An 18,054-nucleotide genomic window follows, 5' to 3' on the forward strand; every position below is an offset into this window, starting at 1 on the left:
GACACGTCCGACCCGCCTCGCCCCGGCCGGCCGGGGTGAAGGGCGTCATGGGCGTCACGGTCCGCCACGCGGATCGTGACGCCCTTCGCCGTTCGGCTCAACGCGGCTCCTCACCCCGCCCCGCCCCGTGCGCCAGGCCCTCCACGATCAGGGTCAGACCCGCCTCGAACGCCGCCTCGTGGTCGATCGGCGGGACGCCGGGCGGCCCCGCGGAGCCGTCCTCCGCCTGTTCCTCCAGGACGCTGCCCACCGTGAAGCGGCCGGCGGCCAGCATCGCCATCCCGGCCTCCCGTTCGGGCAGGCCGGACGCGACCAGGAACGCCATCTTGTGCGCGATCCGGTCCAGATCCCCCGCGCCGGGACTGCTCCCCGCGTGCAGCCGCGCACCGTCCCGGCGCAGCAGCAGCGTGCGCCGGAAGTTCCGCGTGTTCTCGCGGAACCACTCCCGCCAGTCCTCCTCCGGCGCCGGCAGCGCGGCCGTCGCGTGCGGGGCCATGGCGGCCTGGGCCATCGCGCCGAGCAACTCCTTCTTGTTCTTGAAGTGCCAGTAGAGCGAGGGCTGTTCGACGCCCAGCCGCTGGGCCAGCCGGCGCGTGCTGACGGCGTCGAGGCCCACCTCGTCGAGCAGGTCGAGCGCCTCGGCGACCACGGTTTCGCGGTTCATCTTTGCCACCTTGACAATCTATCGCCGATAGGTGGACTTTGGAAAGGCACCTATCACCGATAGAGATTTGGGGTTCCGGGATGAAGTCCTCCCTGCGCGTCCTCGTCTGCGGCGGCGGCATCGCCGGGCCGGCGCTCGCCCACTGGCTCGCCCGGGGCGGACACCGGGTGACCGTCGTCGAACGGTTCCCGGCGCTGCGCGCCACCGGCGCCCAGGTCGACCTGCGCGGCCAGGGCATCGAGGCGATCGCGCGCATGGGGCTGCTCGACGCCGTCCGGAGCCGCCTCGTCGACGAGCGCGGCGTCGCCTTCGTGGACGCGCGCGGCCGGACGCGGGCCACGATCATGGCCAACACCTCCGGCCGGGGCCGGCAGACGCTGACCTCCGAGTACGAGATCATGCGCGGCGACCTGGTGCGCATCCTGCACGAGGCGACGAAGGACGACGTGGAGTACGTCTTCGGCGTGAGCGTGGAGCGCTTCGAGCAGGGGGACACGGAGGTCGTCGCCCACCTCTCCGACGGCACCTCCCGCACCGTCGACCTCCTCGTCGGCGCCGACGGCCAGGGTTCCCGCGTCCGCCGCGCCCTCCTCCCGCCCGGCGCCCCCGACCCGTACCGGCGGGTGGGGATGCACATGGCCTACTGGTTCGTGCCGCGCATCGCCTCGGACGGCGCCGTCCGCGACACCTATCTCGCCCCCGGCGGCCGCATGATCATGCGCAGGAGCCACCACCCGGACGAGACGCAGGTCTACTTCGTGCTGCGGGAGGAGTCCGCGGCGGCCTCCGCCGTGCACCGGGAGCCCGTCGAGGAGCAGAAGCGGTTCTGGACGGACAGGTTCCGCGACGCCGGCTGGCAGACGGAGCGCTTCCTCGACGGCATGGCGACGACCGCGAGCTTCTACTCCCAGGAAGTCCTGCAAGTACGCACCGACACCTGGTCCCGCGGCCGCGTCGCCCTGGTCGGGGACGCCGCCCACTGCGCCTCCCCGTACAGCGGCATGGGCGTCTCCGGCGGCCTCGTCGGCGCCTACGTCCTGGCCGGCGAGATCAACCGGCACCCCGGCGACCTGCCCCGGGCGCTGGCGAACTACGACACCGTGCTGCGGCCCTTCGCCGAGGAGATCCAGGCCGCCGTCAAGCCGCGCCTGCTGCGCCTCGGGCTGCCGGCGAGCCGGCCGGCCATCGGCGCCTTCCACTCCGTCACCGCGCTGGCCTCCTTCCTGCGCGTCCCCGACCTCGTCGCCCGGTACGCCAAGGAGGACCGGGGCGGGGCCTGGCGGCTCCCGGAGAGCCCGGTTCCGGTGCCGGCCGCCGGATGACCCCGCCGGACGGGGCCCACGGGGGATCACCCGGGGCCGCCCCGGGCCGGTGCGGATAGGCTCGCCTCCGGACGGGCCTGATCAGGCCGCCGTACGGTCTGGGACAGGCCCTCGGCGGTGCCGTACGGCCCGTGCGGCGGCCGGGTGAGCGAGGGAGGCTGGGATGACGGTGCCGGGGCGCAGGAGCAGTACCTTCACACGGCTGCTGCGGCACGGGTTCACCGATCCGTCCGCCTCCGAACGGCTGCTCGACGCCCCCGAACTCGCCGCCGTGCGCGCCGACCCCGTCCTCCTGGAGGCCCTCGGCGCCACCGCCGATCCCGACCTCGCGCTGCTCGGCCTCGTCCGGCTCCTTGAGGCCCAGCCGGACGACACCGCACGGCACGAACTGCTGGACACCCTGATAGCGGCCAAGCCGCTGCGCGACCGGCTGCTCGGGGTGCTCGGCGCCTCCACCGCGCTCGCCGACCACCTCGCCCGCCACCCCGCCGACTGGCGGGCCCTGGTCACCTACGAGGCACGGGACCTGCACCCCGGCGTCCCCGAGTTCGAGCGGCGGCTCGCGGACGCCGGGGACCCGGTCGCGCTGCGCGTCGCCTACCGCCGCTGTCTGCTGTCGCTCGCCGCGCGCGACGTGTGCGGAACCACCGACCTCGCCCAGACCGCCGCCGAACTCGCCGACCTCGCCACCGCCACCCTGCGCGCCGCCCTCGCCCTCGCCGAGGCCGCCGCGCCCGAGGACGCCGCGCTCTGCCGGCTCGCCGTCATCGCGATGGGCAAGTGCGGCGGCCACGAGCTGAACTACGTCTCCGACGTGGACGTCATCTTCGTCGCGGAACCCGCCGAGTCCCCGGGCGGCGACGGCGACGGCGAGACCCGGGCGTTGCAGGCCGCCACCCGGCTCGCCTCGCACCTGATGCGGATCTGCTCCGAGACCACGATCGAGGGCAGCATCTGGCCCGTCGACGCCAATCTGCGCCCCGAGGGCCGCAACGGGCCCCTCGTCCGCACCCTCAGCAGCCACCTCGCCTACTACCAGCGGTGGGCCAAGACCTGGGAGTTCCAGGCGCTGCTCAAGGCCCGCCCGGTCGCCGGGGACGCCGAGCTCGGCGCGGCCTACGCCGACGCCCTCCAGCCGCTGGTCTGGGAGGCCGCCGAGCGCGAGAACTTCGTCGCCGACGTGCAGAAGATGCGCCGCCGGGTGATCGAGAACATCCCCGCCGCCGAGATCGACCGCGAACTCAAACTGGCCCCCGGCGGACTGCGGGACGTCGAGTTCGCCGTCCAGCTCCTCCAGCTCGTGCACGGCCGCTCCGACACCTCCCTGCGCAGCCGCACCACCCTCGACGCGCTGGCCGCCCTCGCCGCGGGCGGCTACGTCGGCCGCACCGACGCCGAACAGCTCGACGCGGCCTACCGCTTCCTGCGCACCATGGAGCACCGCATCCAGCTCCACCGGCTGCGCCGCACCCACCTCGTCCCCGAGGACGAGGCCGATCTGCGGCGCCTCGGCCGCTCGCTCGGGCTGCGCACCGACCCCGTCGCCGCGCTCACCCGCGAGTGGAAACGGCACGCCGGCGTCGTACGGCGGCTGCACGAGAAGCTGTTCTACCGGCCGCTGCTCGACGCCGTCGCCCAGCTCGCCCCCGGCGAGGCCCGGCTCAGCCCCGGCGCCGCCCGCGAACGCCTCGTCGCCCTCGGGTACGCCGACCCCGGCGCCGCCCTGCGCCATCTGGAGGCGCTCGCCTCCGGGGTCACCCGCAAGGCCGCCATCCAGCGCACCCTGCTGCCGGTGCTCCTCGGCTGGTTCGCCGACTCCGCCGACCCCGACGCCGGGCTGCTCAACTTCCGCAAGGTCTCCGACGCGCTCGGCAAGACCCCCTGGTACCTGCGGCTGCTGCGCGACGAGGGCGCCGCCGCCGAGAACCTCGCGCGTGTCCTGTCCGCCGGGCGGCTCGCGCCCGACCTGCTGATGCGCGCGCCCGAGGCGGTGGCGCTGCTCGGCGACGGGGACGGGCGGCGCGCGGGCGGCGGGCTCGCCCCGCGCTCCCGCGCCCAGCTCGAACAGGAGATCGTCGCCGCCGTGGGGCGGGCCGACGGCGCCGAGCAGGCGGTCACCGCCGCGCGCGGGGTACGCCGGCGGGAGCTGTTCCGCACCGCCGCCGCCGACATCGTCGGCTCCTACGGCACCGAGGAGACGCCCGTCGAGGCGGACCAGGGGGCCCTGGTCGACCTCGTCGGCGGCGCGATCTCCGACCTCACCGCCGCCACGCTCGCCGGAACGCTGCGGGCCGTGGTGCGCGAACGGTGGGGCGACACGCTGCCCACCCGGTTCGCCGTCATCGGCATGGGCCGCTTCGGCGGCCACGAACTCGGCTACGGCTCCGACGCCGACGTCCTCTTCGTGCACGAGCCGCGCGAGGGCGTCGACGAGACGGAGGCGGGGCGGGCCGCCAACGCCGTCGTCACCGAGATGCGGCGGCTGCTGCAACTGCCGAGCGCGGACCCGCCGCTGCTCGTCGACGCGGATCTGCGGCCCGAGGGGAAGTCCGGGCCGCTGGTACGGACGCTGACCTCCTACGCCGCGTACTACCGCCGGTGGTCGCTGGGGTGGGAGGCGCAGGCACTGCTGCGGGCGGAGCCGGTGGCGGGGGACGCGGAGCTGGGGGCGCGGTTCCTGGAGCTGGTCGACCCGCTGCGGTATCCGCGGGGCGGGCTGGGGGAGGACGCGGTACGCGAGATCCGGCGGCTGAAGGCGCGGATGGAGGCGGAGCGGATGCCGCGGGGCGCCGATCCGACGCTGCACACGAAGCTCGGGCGGGGCGGGCTGTCCGACGTGGAGTGGACGGTGCAGTTGATGCAGTTGCGGCACGGGTACGAGGTGCGGGAGCTGCGGACCACCCGGACGCGGGCCGCGCTGTCGGCGGCGCGGGACGCGGGGCTGCTGTCGGGGGAGGACGCGGCGACGTTGGACGAGGCGTGGGTGCTGGCCACGCGGGTGCGGAACGCGGTGATGCTGGTGCGGGGGAGGGCGGGGGACACGTTTCCCTCCGACGCGCGGGAGTTGGCGGCGGTGGGGCGGTACCTGGGGTACGGACCGGGGCATGTCGGGGACATGCTCGACGACTACCGCCGCACGACGCGGTTGGCGCGCGCGGTGGCGGAGACGCTGTTCTACGACGCGTGAGGGTGCGCCTCGGGATTCCCCCGCCCCCGCCGCCCCTTTCTCAGGGGCGCGGGGAAGCCTTCACCGCCGCCGCCGTCGAACCCCGTACCACCAGTTCCGGCATGAAGACGAACTCGCTGTGGGGGGCCGGGGTGCCGCCGATCTCCTCCAGGAGGGTGCGGACCGCGGCCTGGCCCATCGCCGGGACCGGTTTGCGGACCGTCGTGAGGGGCGGGTCGGTGAACGCGATCAGCGGGGAGTCGTCGAAGCCCACCACCGAGACGTCCGTCGGCACCCGCAGCCCCCGCTGCCGAGCCGCCCGTATCGCGCCGAGCGCCATCATGTCGCTCGCGCACACCACCGCCGTGCAGTTCCGGTCGATCAGCGCGGTGGTCGCCGCCTGGCCGCCCTCCAGCGTGTAGAGGGAGTGCTGGACCAGCTCCGCCTCGATCACGTCCGGGGCCAGTCCGAGCAGGTCCTGCACCGTCCGCACGAACCCCTCGATCTTGCGCTGCACCGGCACGAACCGCTTGGGCCCGAGCGCCAGCCCGATCCGGGTGTGGCCGAGGGAGACCAGGTGGGTCACGGCCAGGGCCATGGCCGCCCGGTCGTCGGGGGAGATGAACGGCGCCTGCACCTTCGGCGAGAACCCGTCCACCAGGACGAACGGCACGCCCTGCGCCCGCAGCCGCTCGTAGCGCTGCATGTCGGCGGTGGTGTCGGCGTGCAGCCCGGAGACGTAGATGATGCCGGAGACCCCGCGGTCCACCAGCATCTCGGTGAGCTCGTCCTCCGTGGAGCCGCCGGGGGTCTGCGTGGCGAGCACCGGCGTGTAGCCCTGCCGGGTCAGCGCCTGGCCGATGACCTGGGCGAGCGCCGGGAAGATGGGGTTCTCCAGCTCCGGGGTGATCAGCCCCACCAGGCCCTCGCTGCGCTGCCGCAGCCGGACCGGACGCTCGTAGCCGAGCACGTCGAGGGCGGCGAGGACGGACTGACGGGTCGTCGCGGCGACGCCCGGCTTGCCGTTCAGGACCCGGCTGACGGTCGCCTCGCTGACCCCCGCCTGCGCTGCGATGTCGGAAAGCCGTGTGGTCACGGGATGCGACTGTACCGGCCCCCTCGCCCCTCGCGCACCGGGCGCACGCCGGGTGCGGGCGGGCGACCGGCCCGCGGCGGGCTGCTGCGTCATCGCGCTCCCTCGTGAGTGTGCGTAGGTGTCCGCACGGGTGAGTGGGGTCGGGGTGGTGACCCTCTTTCAGCGGCCTTCACCCACCGCCTGCAACGGATGATCCCCCGCCCGACCCCCTTGCGGCAAGAGCTTGCAGAGACTTGCACAACCCGCCACGGCTCGTTCCACCCCCGGAAACCCCCTACCGCAAGGCGACCGCGCGCACATCACGGACCCGTAACTGTCACCGGTTCTTGCACTTTTTTGCTGCAAGGTCTTTCGCGCCGCTTACATCGCTGTTACGTTCACGTCGCCCGGCGGCCTTGCCGAGGTGCCGGCCCCGCGGGGCCGGCGGCAGGGACGGCGGGCGGGACCGTCCTCCCTGGCCCGCACGGGCACTTAAACCCTCAAGGAGAACTCATGCGGCGTGGCATAGCGGCCACCGCGCTGGTGGCGTCCCTCGCCCTCGCGGCGACGGCCTGCGGCGGAAGCGACAGCGACAGCGGCAAGGCCGACGGCCCGGTCACGATCACCTGGTGGGACACCTCCAACGCCACCAACGAGGCGCCGACGTACAAGGCCCTCGTCAAGGAGTTCGAGGCCGCCCACAAGGACATCAAGGTCAAGTACGTCAACGTCCCCTTCGACCAGGCGCAGAACAAGTTCGACACCGCCGCCGGCTCCAAGGGCGCCCCCGACGTGCTGCGCTCCGAGGTCGGCTGGACCCCCGCCTTCGCCAAGAAGAGCTACTTCCTGCCGCTGGACGGCACCGAGGCCCTCGCCGACCGGTCCAAGTTCCAGGCCAGCCTGATCAAGCAGGCCCAGTACCAGGGCAAGACCTACGGCGTCCCGCTGGTCACCGACACCCTCGCGCTCGTCTACAACAAGGCCCTGTTCAAGAAGGCCGGCATCACCGAGGCCCCCACCACCTGGGACGAGCTGAAGGCCGACGCCGCGAAGATCAAGGACAAGGCCGGCGTCGACGGCTACTGGGGCTCCACCGCCGGCTACTACGGCCAGCCGTTCCTCTACGGTGAGGGCACCGACACCGTCGACGCCGCCGCCAAGAAGATCACCGTCGACTCGCCCGCCGCCAAGAAGGCGTACGGCACCTGGCTGAGCCTCTTCTCCGGCAAGGGCCTGCACAAGGCCGACACCACCGCCGACGCCTATGCCCACATCCAGGACGCGTTCGTCAGCGGCAAGGTCGCCGCCATCATCCAGGGTCCCTGGGAGATCACCAACTTCTACAAGGGCAGCGCCTTCAAGGACAGGAGCAACCTGGGCATCGCCACCGTCCCGGCCGGCTCCACCGGCACGGCGGGCGCCCCGACCGGCGGCCACAACCTCTCCGTCTACGCCGGCTCCGACAAGGCGCACCAGGCGGCCGCGCTGAAGTTCGTCAACTTCATGACCTCGGCGAAGTCCCAGGAGACCATCGCCCTGAAGAACTCCACGCTGCCGACCCGTGCCGACGCCTACACCGACAAGGTCAAGGCCGACCCCGGCATCGCCGGCTACCAGCAGGTGCTGCCCGCCGCCCAGCCGCGCCCCGCGCTGCCCGAGTACAGCTCCCTGTGGACCCCGCTCGACACCGAACTGCCCAAGATCGCCGGCGGCAAGGAGTCCCTGGACAAGGGGCTGAGCAACGCCGAACTCGCCTTCACCAAGCTGGTCCCCGACTTCAGCAAGTGAGCCGCGCCGGCCGCCGGGCCCCCGCAGCGGGGGAGGGGCCCGGCGGCCGGGGCCCCTCCGCTCCGGCCGCACATTCCGTCGTACCGCAGAACTTTCCAGAAGGTGTCGAACCATGACAGTCGCCATCGACCGCGCGACCGGCAAGCGCCACGGTGACCGCGCGCCGCGGCCCGGCCGCACCGGGCGCCTGCGGCGGGCGTACCAGAAGCACTGGTACGCCTACGCGATGATCGCCCCCGTGGCGGTCGTCCTCGGCGTGCTCGTGCTGTACCCGCTGGTGTACGGCCTCTATCTCACCCTCACCGACGCCAACAGCCTCAACACCGCGCGCACGATCGGCGTCAACCACATCGACGCCACCTACACGTTCATCGGCCTCGACAACTACCAGGACATCCTGTTCGGCCCGACCGCCTACGACCGCTTCTGGTCGCACTTCCTGTGGACTGTCGTCTGGACGGCCGTCTGCGTCGTGCTGCACTACGGCATCGGTCTCGGCCTCGCGCTGCTGCTCAACCAGAAGCTGCGCGGCCGCACCTTCTACCGGCTCGTCCTGGTGCTGCCCTGGGCCGTGCCCACCTTCGTCACCGTCTTCGGCTGGCGGTTCATGCTCGCCGACGGCGGCATCGTCAACGCCGCCCTGGACGCCCTGCACCTGCCGAGCCCGCTGTGGCTGGAGGACACCTTCTGGCAGCGGTTCGCCGCCATCATGGTCAACACCTGGTGCGGCGTGCCGTTCATGATGCTCTCGCTGCTCGGCGGACTGCAATCCATCGACACCACCCTGTACGAGGCCGCCGAGATGGACGGCGCGAGCGCCTGGCAGCGGTTCCGGTACGTCACCCTGCCGGGGCTCAGGTCGGTCAGCTCCACCGTCGTCCTGCTCGGCATCATCTGGACGTTCAACCAGTTCGCGATCATCTTCCTGCTGTTCGGCAACACCGCGCCGGACGCGCAGATCCTCGTCACCTGGGCCTACCAATTGGGCTTCGGACAGCAGCCGCGTGACTTCGCGCAGTCCGCCTCCTACGGCATCCTGCTGCTGGCCATCCTCGTCGTCTTCACCTCCTTCTACCGCCGCTGGCTGAACCGCAACGACCAGCAGCTCGCGATCTGAGGCAGGAGCTCCCATGAGTACGACCACCGCAGAGACCTCCGCCCCGGTCACCGGCCGGCCCGCCGCCGACACCCCCCGACGACGGGTGCGCCGGCGCGGCGAACGCGGACCGCTCGCCTCCCTCGCCTCCCACGGCGTGCTGATCGTCGCCAGCCTGATCGCGTTCTTCCCGGTCGCCTGGCTGCTCTTCCTCTCGCTCGGCCCCGGAAAGGACGACTATCTGCACCCGGGCCGCATCTGGCACACGATGACGCTGGACAACTACACGTTCGTCCTGCAGCACACGAGCTTCTTCGACTGGCTCAAGAGCACGCTCGTCGTGGTGCTCGGCACCACCGTCATCGGAGTGGTGATCGCCGCCACCACCGGCTACGCGGTCTCCCGCATGCGCTTCCCCGGCTACAAGAAGTTCATGTGGCTGCTGCTGCTCACCCAGATGTTCCCGATCGCCGTCCTCATCGTGCCGATGTACCAGATCATGTCGGACCTGGGACTCATCGACACCTACCTCGGGCTCATCCTGATCAACAGCACGACGACCGTGCCGTACTGCGCCTGGCTGCTCAAGGGGTACTTCGACACGATCCCCTTCGAGATCGACGAGGCCGGCCGCGTCGACGGACTCACCCCGTTCGGCACGTTCCTGCGGCTGATCCTGCCGCTGGCCCGGCCCGGGCTCGCCGTCGCCGCGTTCTACTCCTTCCTCACCGCGTTCGGCGAGGTCGCCTTCGCCTCCACGTTCATGCTGAGCGACGACAAGTACACCTTCGCCGTCGGCCTGCAAAGCTTCGTCAGCGAACACGACGCCCAGCGCAACCTGATGGCCGCCACCGCGGTGCTGATCGCGATACCCGTCTCGGTCTTCTTCTACCTGGTCCAGAAGAACCTGGTCACCGGGCTCACGGCGGGCGGCACGAAGGGCTGACGCCCGCCTCGCGCCGGCGCGGGGTGCCCGGCCCATCCGCCGCCGGGCACCCCTCCCCGCGCCTCGCCCGCCCCGCACTTCGAACTCCACGACGCCCCAAGGACGCCATGACCCAGCACTCCGCCGAAACCGCCCCGGCCGCGCAGCCGGCCCCCCTCGCCCCGGCCACCGTCCCCGAAGCCGTCACCACCGTCCCCGCCGACCGCCCCGACTGGTGGCGGGACGCGGTGATCTACCAGGTGTACCCGCGCAGCTTCGCCGACAGCAACGGCGACGGCATGGGCGACCTGGAGGGCATCCGCACCCGGCTGCCGTATCTGCGGGACCTCGGTGTGGACGCCGTGTGGCTCAGCCCGTTCTACGCCTCCCCGCAGGCCGACGCCGGCTACGACGTGGCCGACTACCGTGCCGTCGACCCCATGTTCGGCAACCTCCTCGACGCCGACGCGCTGATCCGCGACGCCCACGGACTGGGGCTGCGGATCATCGTCGACATCGTCCCCAACCACTCCTCCGACCAGCACGAGTGGTTCAAGCGGGCGCTCGCCGAGGGCCCCGGCTCCGCGCTGCGCGACCGCTATCACTTCCGCCCCGGCAAGGGGGAGCACGGCGAACTCCCGCCCAACGACTGGGAGTCCATCTTCGGCGGCCCCGCCTGGACCCGGGTCACCGAACCCGACGGCCGCCCCGGCGAGTGGTACCTGCACCTGTTCGCGCCCGAGCAGCCCGACTTCAACTGGGAGCACCCGGCGGTCGCCGACGAGTTCCGCTCCGTCCTCCGCTTCTGGCTCGACATGGGCGTCGACGGCTTCCGCATCGACGTCGCCCACGGCCTGGTTAAGGCCGCCGGACTGCCCGACCTCGGCTCCCACGACCAGGTGAAGCTGCTGGGCAACGATGTCATGCCGTTCTTCGACCAGGACGGCGTGCACGCCATCTACCGGCAGTGGCGCACCATCCTCGACGAGTACGCGGGCCACCGCATCTTCGTCGCCGAGGCGTGGACGCCCACCATTGAGCGCACGGCGAACTACGTGCGCCCCGACGAGCTGCACCAGGCGTTCAACTTCCAGTATCTGAGCACTCATTGGGACGCCGCCGAGCTGCGCGAGGTCATCGACCGCACGCTCGACTCGATGCGCCCCGTCGGCGCCCCCGCCACCTGGGTGCTCTCCAACCACGACGTCACGCGGCACACCACCCGCTTCGGCAACCCGCCCGGCCTCGGCACGCAGATCCGCCTGCCCGGCGACCGCGCACTGGGCCTGCGTCGTGCCCGCGCCGCCACCCTGCTGATGCTGGCGCTGCCCGGCTCGGCCTACGTCTACCAGGGAGAGGAGCTGGGCCTGCCGGACGTCACCGACCTGCCCGACGAGGTGCGCCAGGACCCGGCGTACTTCCGCGGCGCCGGCCAGGACGGCTTCCGCGACGGCTGCCGGGTGCCGATCCCGTGGACCCGTACGGGCTCCTCGTACGGCTTCGGCGACGGCGGCAGCTGGCTGCCGCAGCCGGCGGACTGGGCCGAGCTGAGCGTCGAGGCCCAGACGGGCGCCCCCGACTCCACCCTCACCCTCTACCGCACGGCCCTGGCCGCCCGCCGCGCCCACCCGGACCTGGGCGCGGGCGATGCGGTGGAGTGGCTGACGTCCCCCGAGGGCGTCCTGTCCTTCCGCCGCGGCGACTTCGTGTGCGTGGCCAACACGACGGGGGAGCCGGTGAGGGTCCCGGCGTACGGCCGCGTCCTGCTCGCGAACGGCGAGGTACGGGCCACGGGCGAGACGGCCGAGGTACCCGCCGACACGACGGTGTGGTGGGCGGACTGACCGTCCGGTGACCAGCGGACCGGGGCCCGGTCACCGCTTCGGCGGTGGCCGGGCCCCGGTGCGTGAGGGCCGGGACGGCCGGGCCGTTCGACCCCATCAGCGAAACGTTTGCGTTTCGATGTCGAGGCGTCTAGCCTATCGGTACGAAACCGTTTCGTTCTTTGTGTCGTGCGAAGCGGTCCCGAGCAGCCTCGAACCGGAGTGAGTCCCATGCCCCAGACAGCCGCGTCGCCAGACTCGGTGTCGCTCAGCAAGAAGACCGGCACCCGGCCCGAACGGGCCGGGGCAAACCACCGGTGGTGGGTCCTCGCCCTGATCGGGCTCGCCCAGCTGATGGTCACGCTGGACGCGACGATCGTGAACATCGCCCTGCCGTCCGCTCAGGCCGACCTCGGCTTCTCCGACGGCGACCGGACCTGGATAGTCACCGCCTACTCACTGGCCTTCGGCAGCCTGCTGCTGCTCGGCGGCCGGATCGCCGACCTCTTCGGCCGCAAGCTCGCCTTCCTGACGGGCGTGGGGGGATTCGCGGCCGCCTCGGCCGTGGCCGGCGCGGCCACCAACTTCGAGGTCCTGGTCACGGGCCGCGCCCTCCAGGGCGTCTTCGGCGCGCTGCTCGCGCCCGCCGCGCTCTCCCTGCTGACCACCACGTTCACCGACGCCAAGGAGCGCGCCAAGGCGTTCGGCATCTTCGGCGCGATCGCCGGTTCCGGCGCGGCCGTCGGCCTGCTGCTGGGCGGTGTCCTCACCGAGTACGCCGACTGGCGCTGGACCCTCTACGTCAACGTCGCCCTGGCGGCCGTCCCGCTCGTCGGCGGCTGGCTGCTGCTCAGGCGCACCGGCCGTGAGCCCGGTGCCAAGCTCGACATCCCCGGCACGGTCCTGGTCACCACCGGCCTCTTCGCCCTCGTCTACGGCTTCTCCATGGCCGAGTCGCACGACTGGAGCTCCCCGCGCTCCTGGGGCTTCCTCGCCGCCGGTGCCGTACTGCTGACCGCCTTCACCTGGTGGCAGACGAGGGCCACGCACCCGCTGCTGCCGCTGCGCGTGCTGCTGGACCGCAACCGTGGCGCGAGCTTCGCGGCGATGCTCGTCTCCGCCGCCGGAATGTTCGGCGTGTTCCTCTTCCTCACCTATTACCTGCAGCTCTCCCTCGGTTTCTCCCCTGTCAAGACCGGACTGGCCTTCCTCCCGATGGTCGGCGCGCTGATGGTGGCCGCCACCCTTTCCACGAGCGTCCTGATCCCGCGCATCGGGCCGAAGGTCGTCGTCCCGCTCGGCATGGCCCTGGGAGCCGTCGGCCTGATCTGGCTGACCCGTCTCGGCCTGGACAGCACGTACGCCGCCGATGTCCTGCCCGCCGTACTGGTCACCGGTCTCGGTATCGGCCTGGTCATGGCGCCGGGCATGAGCCTGGCCACCAGCGGTGTGGCCGCCGAGGACGCCGGGGTCGCCTCCGCCTCCGTCAACACGATGCAGCAGGTCGGCGGCTCGATCGGCACGGCGCTGCTCAACACCCTCGCGGCGGGCGCCGCCACGTCCTACCTGAGCGGCAGGGACGCCACCAGCAAAATCGTCCAGGCCCACGCCGCGCTGGAGTCGTACTCCACGGCCTACTGGTGGTCGGCCGCCTTCTTCGCGGCCGGCGCGCTGATCACGGTCCTGCTCTACCGCCGCGGCACCCCGACGCCGGACGCCGAAGACGCCCCTGCGGTCCACATGTGACCAGCGTGGGACGACCACGCCTGCGACGGGGCCCGGTACGCCAAGTACCGGGCCCCGTCGCCGACTTCGTAACCTGGCTGTCCGACAAGCCTGCCGAGGAACGACAAGTGAGCGGACGCCGGGAGACCGTGACGATGAGAAGGCACTGGCGGGGCACGGCCTGCGCCCTCACCCTGTTGGCGACCCTGAGCGCCTGTGGCGGAACGAAGACCGAGGTGGTGCCCCTGCCCGACGCCCGGAAACCGCCCTGCGTGGCGGACGACGGGGTACTGGTGGGCTGGCTGGACGGCGACGCGTACCCGGACCGGGTGACGGACCGCGACCAGGGCAGGGCCACGACGGTGGAGTGGGGAACGTCGGAGGGCGGCTTCGAAAAGCCCGTCGGCATCCGCTCCCTCATCGGCGCACGGAACAAGGAAGACGCGGCCGGAGTCGCCGCCGACATCAACGGCGACGACGAACTCGACCTGGTTGTCGTCGCGTTGACCACTCCGCTCTATGACGACCCGGAACCCGCACGGATCAAGGAACTGCGGATCGGCCCGCTCCACCGCGACGGCAGGAGCGGCCACACCCTCGGCCTCGACCTCCGCGGCAACGGAGGACTCTCCCTCACCGACTTCAAACACGACCGCCGCCCCGACGTGGCCGCGTGGGACTACCAGGGCGACGGGGTGTACGGCGTCCTCCGCCTACTGAACACGGGCAAGGGCCTGTCCCGTGACGAGACGTACCACGAGAACGACGAGTGGGGCCAACACGACCCCGCGAACCTGCCCCGGACCCCGCTGGACGAGTTCTACGCGCACTGCGGTTCCGACGGCTCGACAACCCCGGCCCCGCCCACCTCGCGAACGCCTGCACGGACGCGGTCGTAGGGCCTGGAGCGGGAGTACCGGCTCCCGTGCTGCGTGGGTTGTCCCTATCCTGGCGTCATGAGCACCTTGCGCGAAGAGCTGCACGAGCTGATCGACAGATTGCCGGAGTCCCAGGTCGCGCCGATACTGGCTCTCGTGCGGGAGAGCACACCGGCCGAGGACGGTGGGGAGGACTGGCCGCTGCCCGACTTCGTCGGCGCGCTGTCGAGCGGCAAGGGTGACCTGGGCGCCCGTTCCGGCGAGATCCTTCGTGCCGAGATGGGGCGGGAGACCGAGTGATCATCTGGGACACCGGTGCGCTGGTCGCAGCCGCCGATGCCAACGACCAGGACCACGCCCGCTGCGTCGAGCTGATGCGTCGCACACCCCGCCCGCTGCTGGTGCCGTACCCGGTGCTCACTGAGGTCTGCTACCTCTTGGAGCGCGAACACGGCACCCGCGCGGAAGCCGCATTCCTGCGCTCCGTCCGCACAGGCTAGATCAGCCTTGTCCCCCTGGCTGCCCAGGACGTCGACCGTATGGTCGAATTGGTGGAAAAATATGCGGACTTCCCCCTCGGCGCGGTGGACGCCTCCGTCCTCGCCATCGCCGAACGGCTCGGCGCGGATGCCATCGCCACCCTCGATCGCCGTCACTTCAGCGTCGTCCGCCCCAAGGCACCTTTTTCCTTCACCTTGCTGCCGTAGCCGCGGCTGCGGTCGTGATCGGCAGGGCCCGTAGGGGACCGCACGGGCCGGAATCCCGGAGGGGACCGCTGCGTGGTCGTTCGACGCGGGGCATACCGGATCACCGTGCAGGCGGTCGGGCGGGTGAGCCAGCTGGACACGGTCCTGGAGGCCGACGGCGACCTCGTCGCCCTCTGGGGCCACATCAAACGGACCCCGATCCCGGACTGGGCGCGGAAGTTGATGCGGCGGTGCGAGGCGCACGCGACCAAGATGCTCCAGGCCAAGGCGCTGCCGCCCGACGAGTCCCTGGCCGTGATCCGTTCCGCGATGGAGGGATACAGCACATGCGCGCCACGCAACCGGACCTGAGACACGCCCACTGGCACAAGAGCACGCACAGCAACGGACAGGGCGGCGACTGCCTGGAAATAGCCACCAACATCCCCCACACCGTCCCCGTCCGCGACAGCAAACACCCCACCGGCCCGACGCTGCTCCTGGGCCCCTCGGCCTGGAGCGCGTTCGTCGCGGACATACAGCAGACCGCACACCACGGCTTGGGGTGATCCACCTGGCGATACTGGACATGGGCTCCGTTGCCCTCATCATTCCCGGCCGGCCCGACGTGATGGGGCGCGCCGACGCCGTCCAGTCCGGCTGCACCACGCGCATCGGCATGAGCGGGTTCTGGTGGGATCCGCCGGCGTCCGTCGTTGGCAGGTCCGGTGGCCGGCTACTTCAGGTGCGCTTCGAGATCGTCGACGGTCCAGTTGGCCTGGCGGAGGATGGAGCGGAGGGTGCCGGGTGCGAGGCTGCGGTGGAGGGGGACGATGACGGTCCGTTCTCCCCTGCGGTACTTGGCGTGACTGCCACGTGCGGAGACGTACTCGAACCCGCCCCGTTCCAGGGCCTTGGCCACTGCGGCTCCGGAGAGACCCGTGGGGACGGCGGGACTCACGCGACGCGCCGCACTTCGACGGGGGCCGTGATCACTTCGGTGACCTCGGGAGCGGGGGCGTCCTCGAAGTAGAGCTCCAGCGCTTCGCGGAGGTTCTCCAGGGACTCTTCGATGGTCTCACCCTGGGAGGTGACCTCGACCTGAAGACAGCGCGCCACGTACCACTCGCCCTCGTGGGTGATCGCGGCGGTCAGGTGCAGTGCGTCAGTGGTCATGCTGCTCAGTCTGGCATGCACCGCCCCCGTCGGGCGGTGTTTGCCCTCGCTGTCACTCGCGTCTGTACCCATGTTGACCGGACGGAGCCGGCCGCACGGACACGCCCACGTCGGTGTCACCGCCGCCGTCTCCGCCCCCGTCCGCTCCAGGTCTTCAACCGGCCCGGTTGACGGTGCTCTGCCGGTTGGCCTCGTTCACCTTGGCGAGGAGCTCGGCCCGGCGGCCCCGTAGGACGGCTGCCAGTTTGCGTGCCGTCGCTGGGTTGCAGCGGCCGAGCTCCACGAGGGGTGGCAGGTAGTCGCTGGCGAGGCAGACCGCGTCCAGCCCGAGTGAGGGCAGCACGACCCCCGCCCCCGAGAGCGCCTTCTCCAACTCGTTCTTCGCCGCCTCCGTGTCGCGGATTCGGGCGATCCGGGTTTCCAGGGCGTCCTTCGGGCTGCCATCCATGTGCGCCGCACCTTCCTTCGTTGTGACCGATGTTCTGCTTGCTCCCACGAGCATCGGTGCGTGCCGCTACGATTACAAGGAGTAACTGTTTTCGCGGTACTTGAACGAAAACCGGGGTCAACGATGCCCGCGCCGAAGGAACTCGACCCTTCCACGTCCCTCACCGCGCTCTACGGCGCGAAGCTGCGCAAGCTCCGTGTGCGGTCCGGGCTCACCCAGCGCCGGCTGGGCGACCTGATCCCGATTGCCCACAGCCGGATCGCCCAGTACGAGTTGGGCAAGGAGATCCCACCCGAGGACGTCAACGCCAAGCTGGACACGGTCCTGGAGGCCGACGGCGACCTCGTCGCCCTGTGGGGCCACATCAAACGGACACCGATCCCGGACTGGGCGCGGAAGTTCATGGAGTACGAGGCCAAGGCGATCGCCATGCACAAGTACATGGCGCACAGCGTGCCCGGCCTGCTCCAGACCGCCGCGTACGCGCGCGAGCTGCTGCGCCTGGGGCAACCCTGGTGCACGGCAGAGGAGATCGACGCGAAGGTAGCGGCCCGGCTCGGTCGGCAGGGCCTGCTGCGCAGGCCGCAGCCGCCGCTGCTGTGGGTGGTACTGGACGAATCGGTGATCCGTCGGCCCGTGGGAGGGCCGACAGCCATGCGCGACCAGTTGAATCATGTGCTGGAGATGGCGAGGACGCCGCACGTCGAGGTGCAGGTGATCCCCTTCGCGACCGGCGGCCACTCGGCGATGGGCGGCTCACTCACTCTCCTGTCCTTCGAGAAGGCGTCGGACGTGGCGTACCTGGAAGCCGGGCACTCGGGCGAACTGGTGGAGGACAGGGCCATGGTGGCCCGTCACTCCTATCGTTACGATCTCGTGCACGCCCAAGCCCTGCCGCCCGAGCCGTCAGCGGCCCTGATCCAGCGGGCCATGGAGGAATACGAGACATGCGCAGCACACGAGCCGACCTGACGTCCGCCACCTGGCGCAAGAGCACGTACAGCGACGGCGGCGGCGGCGACTGCCTGGAAATCGCCACCAACATTCCCCACACCGTCCCCGTCCGCGACAGCAAACACCCCGCCGGGCCGGTGCTGCTCCTGGGGCCCGCTGCCTGGGGCGCGTTCGTCGCGCAGATACGACTAGGACTTGTCCGGCCGATCAAGTTCGCAGCCAGATGATTAGAGCTCGTAACACGATCATGGTGAGACGCGGTCTACCTTGTTGGGGTGTCGTCCCTCGCTGTTACTGCTTCTTCGCACTCATCGGCGTCTGCCGCCAT

Annotated in this window: 20 protein-coding genes; 15 read left to right on the plus strand and 5 right to left on the minus strand. The window is 71.3% G+C overall.

Annotated elements, in window-relative coordinates; translation table 11 throughout:
* Positions 1-97: 97 nt before the first annotated feature.
* A complete protein-coding gene (locus IO29_RS16975; protein WP_030379703.1) occupies positions 98-664 on the minus strand; it encodes a TetR/AcrR family transcriptional regulator C-terminal domain-containing protein in 567 nt (188 codons plus the stop codon).
* Between the two features lie 80 nt (positions 665-744).
* Here IO29_RS16975 and IO29_RS16980 point away from each other — a divergent pair, with 80 nt between their 5' ends.
* Both IO29_RS16980 and IO29_RS16985 read left to right on the plus strand, forming a co-directional pair.
* The gene (locus tag IO29_RS16980) at positions 745-1,986 is read left to right on the plus strand and encodes an FAD-dependent oxidoreductase (protein ID WP_030379704.1); all 1,242 of its coding nucleotides are present in this window, start codon (positions 745-747) and stop codon (positions 1,984-1,986) included.
* 163 nt (positions 1,987-2,149) lie between these two features.
* Positions 2,150-5,173: a bifunctional [glutamine synthetase] adenylyltransferase/[glutamine synthetase]-adenylyl-L-tyrosine phosphorylase gene (locus IO29_RS16985; RefSeq protein ID WP_030379705.1), complete on the plus strand. Its 3,024-nt coding sequence runs from the start codon at positions 2,150-2,152 to the stop codon at positions 5,171-5,173.
* Positions 5,174-5,213: 40 nt separating this feature from the next.
* On the opposite strand, the gene IO29_RS16990 is transcribed toward IO29_RS16985, so the two are convergent.
* Complete coding sequence (locus IO29_RS16990) at positions 5,214-6,248, minus strand: LacI family DNA-binding transcriptional regulator (RefSeq protein WP_030379706.1); 1,035 nt, start codon at positions 6,246-6,248, stop codon at positions 5,214-5,216.
* 492 nt (positions 6,249-6,740) lie between these two features.
* On the opposite strand from IO29_RS16990, the gene IO29_RS16995 reads away from it, so the two are divergent.
* From IO29_RS16995 to IO29_RS17040, 11 genes are all read left to right on the plus strand, one after another.
* On the plus strand, positions 6,741-8,015 hold the full coding sequence (locus tag IO29_RS16995; protein WP_030379707.1) for an extracellular solute-binding protein: 1,275 nt from the start codon (positions 6,741-6,743) through the stop codon (positions 8,013-8,015).
* 112 nt (positions 8,016-8,127) lie between these two features.
* Positions 8,128-9,132: a carbohydrate ABC transporter permease gene (locus IO29_RS17000; RefSeq protein WP_030379708.1), complete on the plus strand. Its 1,005-nt coding sequence runs from the start codon at positions 8,128-8,130 to the stop codon at positions 9,130-9,132.
* Positions 9,133-9,145: 13 nt separating this feature from the next.
* Entirely contained in the window at positions 9,146-10,057 is a 912-nt protein-coding gene (locus tag IO29_RS17005; protein WP_030379709.1) for a sugar ABC transporter permease, read from the plus strand.
* A gap of 107 nt (positions 10,058-10,164) precedes the next feature.
* Entirely contained in the window at positions 10,165-11,880 is a 1,716-nt protein-coding gene (locus IO29_RS17010) for a glycoside hydrolase family 13 protein (RefSeq protein WP_030379710.1), read from the plus strand.
* Between the two features lie 210 nt (positions 11,881-12,090).
* Complete coding sequence (locus tag IO29_RS17015) at positions 12,091-13,605, plus strand: MFS transporter (RefSeq protein WP_030379711.1); 1,515 nt, start codon at positions 12,091-12,093, stop codon at positions 13,603-13,605.
* A 107-nt stretch (positions 13,606-13,712) separates the two neighbouring features.
* Positions 13,713-14,483 (plus strand): hypothetical protein, encoded by a 771-nt coding sequence (locus tag IO29_RS35555; protein WP_030379712.1) that lies wholly within the window; start codon positions 13,713-13,715, stop codon positions 14,481-14,483.
* 57 nt (positions 14,484-14,540) lie between these two features.
* Positions 14,541-14,762: a hypothetical protein gene (locus tag IO29_RS17025; protein WP_030379713.1), complete on the plus strand. Its 222-nt coding sequence runs from the start codon at positions 14,541-14,543 to the stop codon at positions 14,760-14,762.
* A complete protein-coding gene (locus tag IO29_RS38960; RefSeq protein ID WP_199806923.1) occupies positions 14,759-14,962 on the plus strand; it encodes a type II toxin-antitoxin system VapC family toxin in 204 nt (67 codons plus the stop codon). Before IO29_RS17025 ends, IO29_RS38960 begins: the two co-directional genes overlap by 4 nt.
* A gap of 15 nt (positions 14,963-14,977) precedes the next feature.
* A complete protein-coding gene (locus IO29_RS38965) occupies positions 14,978-15,169 on the plus strand; it encodes a PIN domain-containing protein (RefSeq protein ID WP_267881988.1) in 192 nt (63 codons plus the stop codon).
* A gap of 72 nt (positions 15,170-15,241) precedes the next feature.
* A complete protein-coding gene (locus IO29_RS17035; RefSeq protein WP_158709340.1) occupies positions 15,242-15,520 on the plus strand; it encodes a hypothetical protein in 279 nt (92 codons plus the stop codon).
* Entirely contained in the window at positions 15,496-15,717 is a 222-nt protein-coding gene (locus IO29_RS17040; RefSeq protein WP_030379715.1) for a DUF397 domain-containing protein, read from the plus strand. The genes IO29_RS17035 and IO29_RS17040 overlap by 25 nt, the downstream gene beginning before the upstream one ends.
* 167 nt (positions 15,718-15,884) lie before the next feature.
* Here IO29_RS17040 and IO29_RS17045 read toward each other — a convergent pair whose 3' ends face one another.
* From IO29_RS17045 to IO29_RS17055, 3 genes are all read right to left on the minus strand, one after another.
* On the minus strand, positions 15,885-16,070 hold the full coding sequence (locus tag IO29_RS17045; protein WP_234307502.1) for a type II toxin-antitoxin system HicA family toxin: 186 nt from the start codon (positions 16,068-16,070) through the stop codon (positions 15,885-15,887).
* 35 nt (positions 16,071-16,105) lie between these two features.
* Positions 16,106-16,324 carry a type II toxin-antitoxin system HicB family antitoxin gene (locus tag IO29_RS17050; protein WP_030379717.1) on the minus strand — a complete coding sequence of 73 codons (219 nt, stop codon included), beginning with the start codon at positions 16,322-16,324 and terminating at the stop codon, positions 16,106-16,108.
* Positions 16,325-16,478: 154 nt separating this feature from the next.
* Complete coding sequence (locus tag IO29_RS17055) at positions 16,479-16,772, minus strand: hypothetical protein (RefSeq protein ID WP_051707670.1); 294 nt, start codon at positions 16,770-16,772, stop codon at positions 16,479-16,481.
* A gap of 123 nt (positions 16,773-16,895) precedes the next feature.
* Between IO29_RS17055 and IO29_RS17060 the strand changes: the two genes are divergently transcribed.
* Together IO29_RS17060 and IO29_RS17065 are read left to right on the plus strand one after the other, a co-directional pair.
* Positions 16,896-17,744: a helix-turn-helix domain-containing protein gene (locus tag IO29_RS17060; protein ID WP_051707671.1), complete on the plus strand. Its 849-nt coding sequence runs from the start codon at positions 16,896-16,898 to the stop codon at positions 17,742-17,744.
* Positions 17,720-17,953 (plus strand): DUF397 domain-containing protein, encoded by a 234-nt coding sequence (locus IO29_RS17065; RefSeq protein ID WP_030379719.1) that lies wholly within the window; start codon positions 17,720-17,722, stop codon positions 17,951-17,953. The genes IO29_RS17060 and IO29_RS17065 overlap by 25 nt, the downstream gene beginning before the upstream one ends.
* Positions 17,954-18,054: the final 101 nt, after the last annotated feature.

This window comes from Streptomyces sp. NRRL F-6676, from assembly GCF_000725625.1.
Classification (GTDB): domain Bacteria; phylum Actinomycetota; class Actinomycetes; order Streptomycetales; family Streptomycetaceae; genus Streptomyces.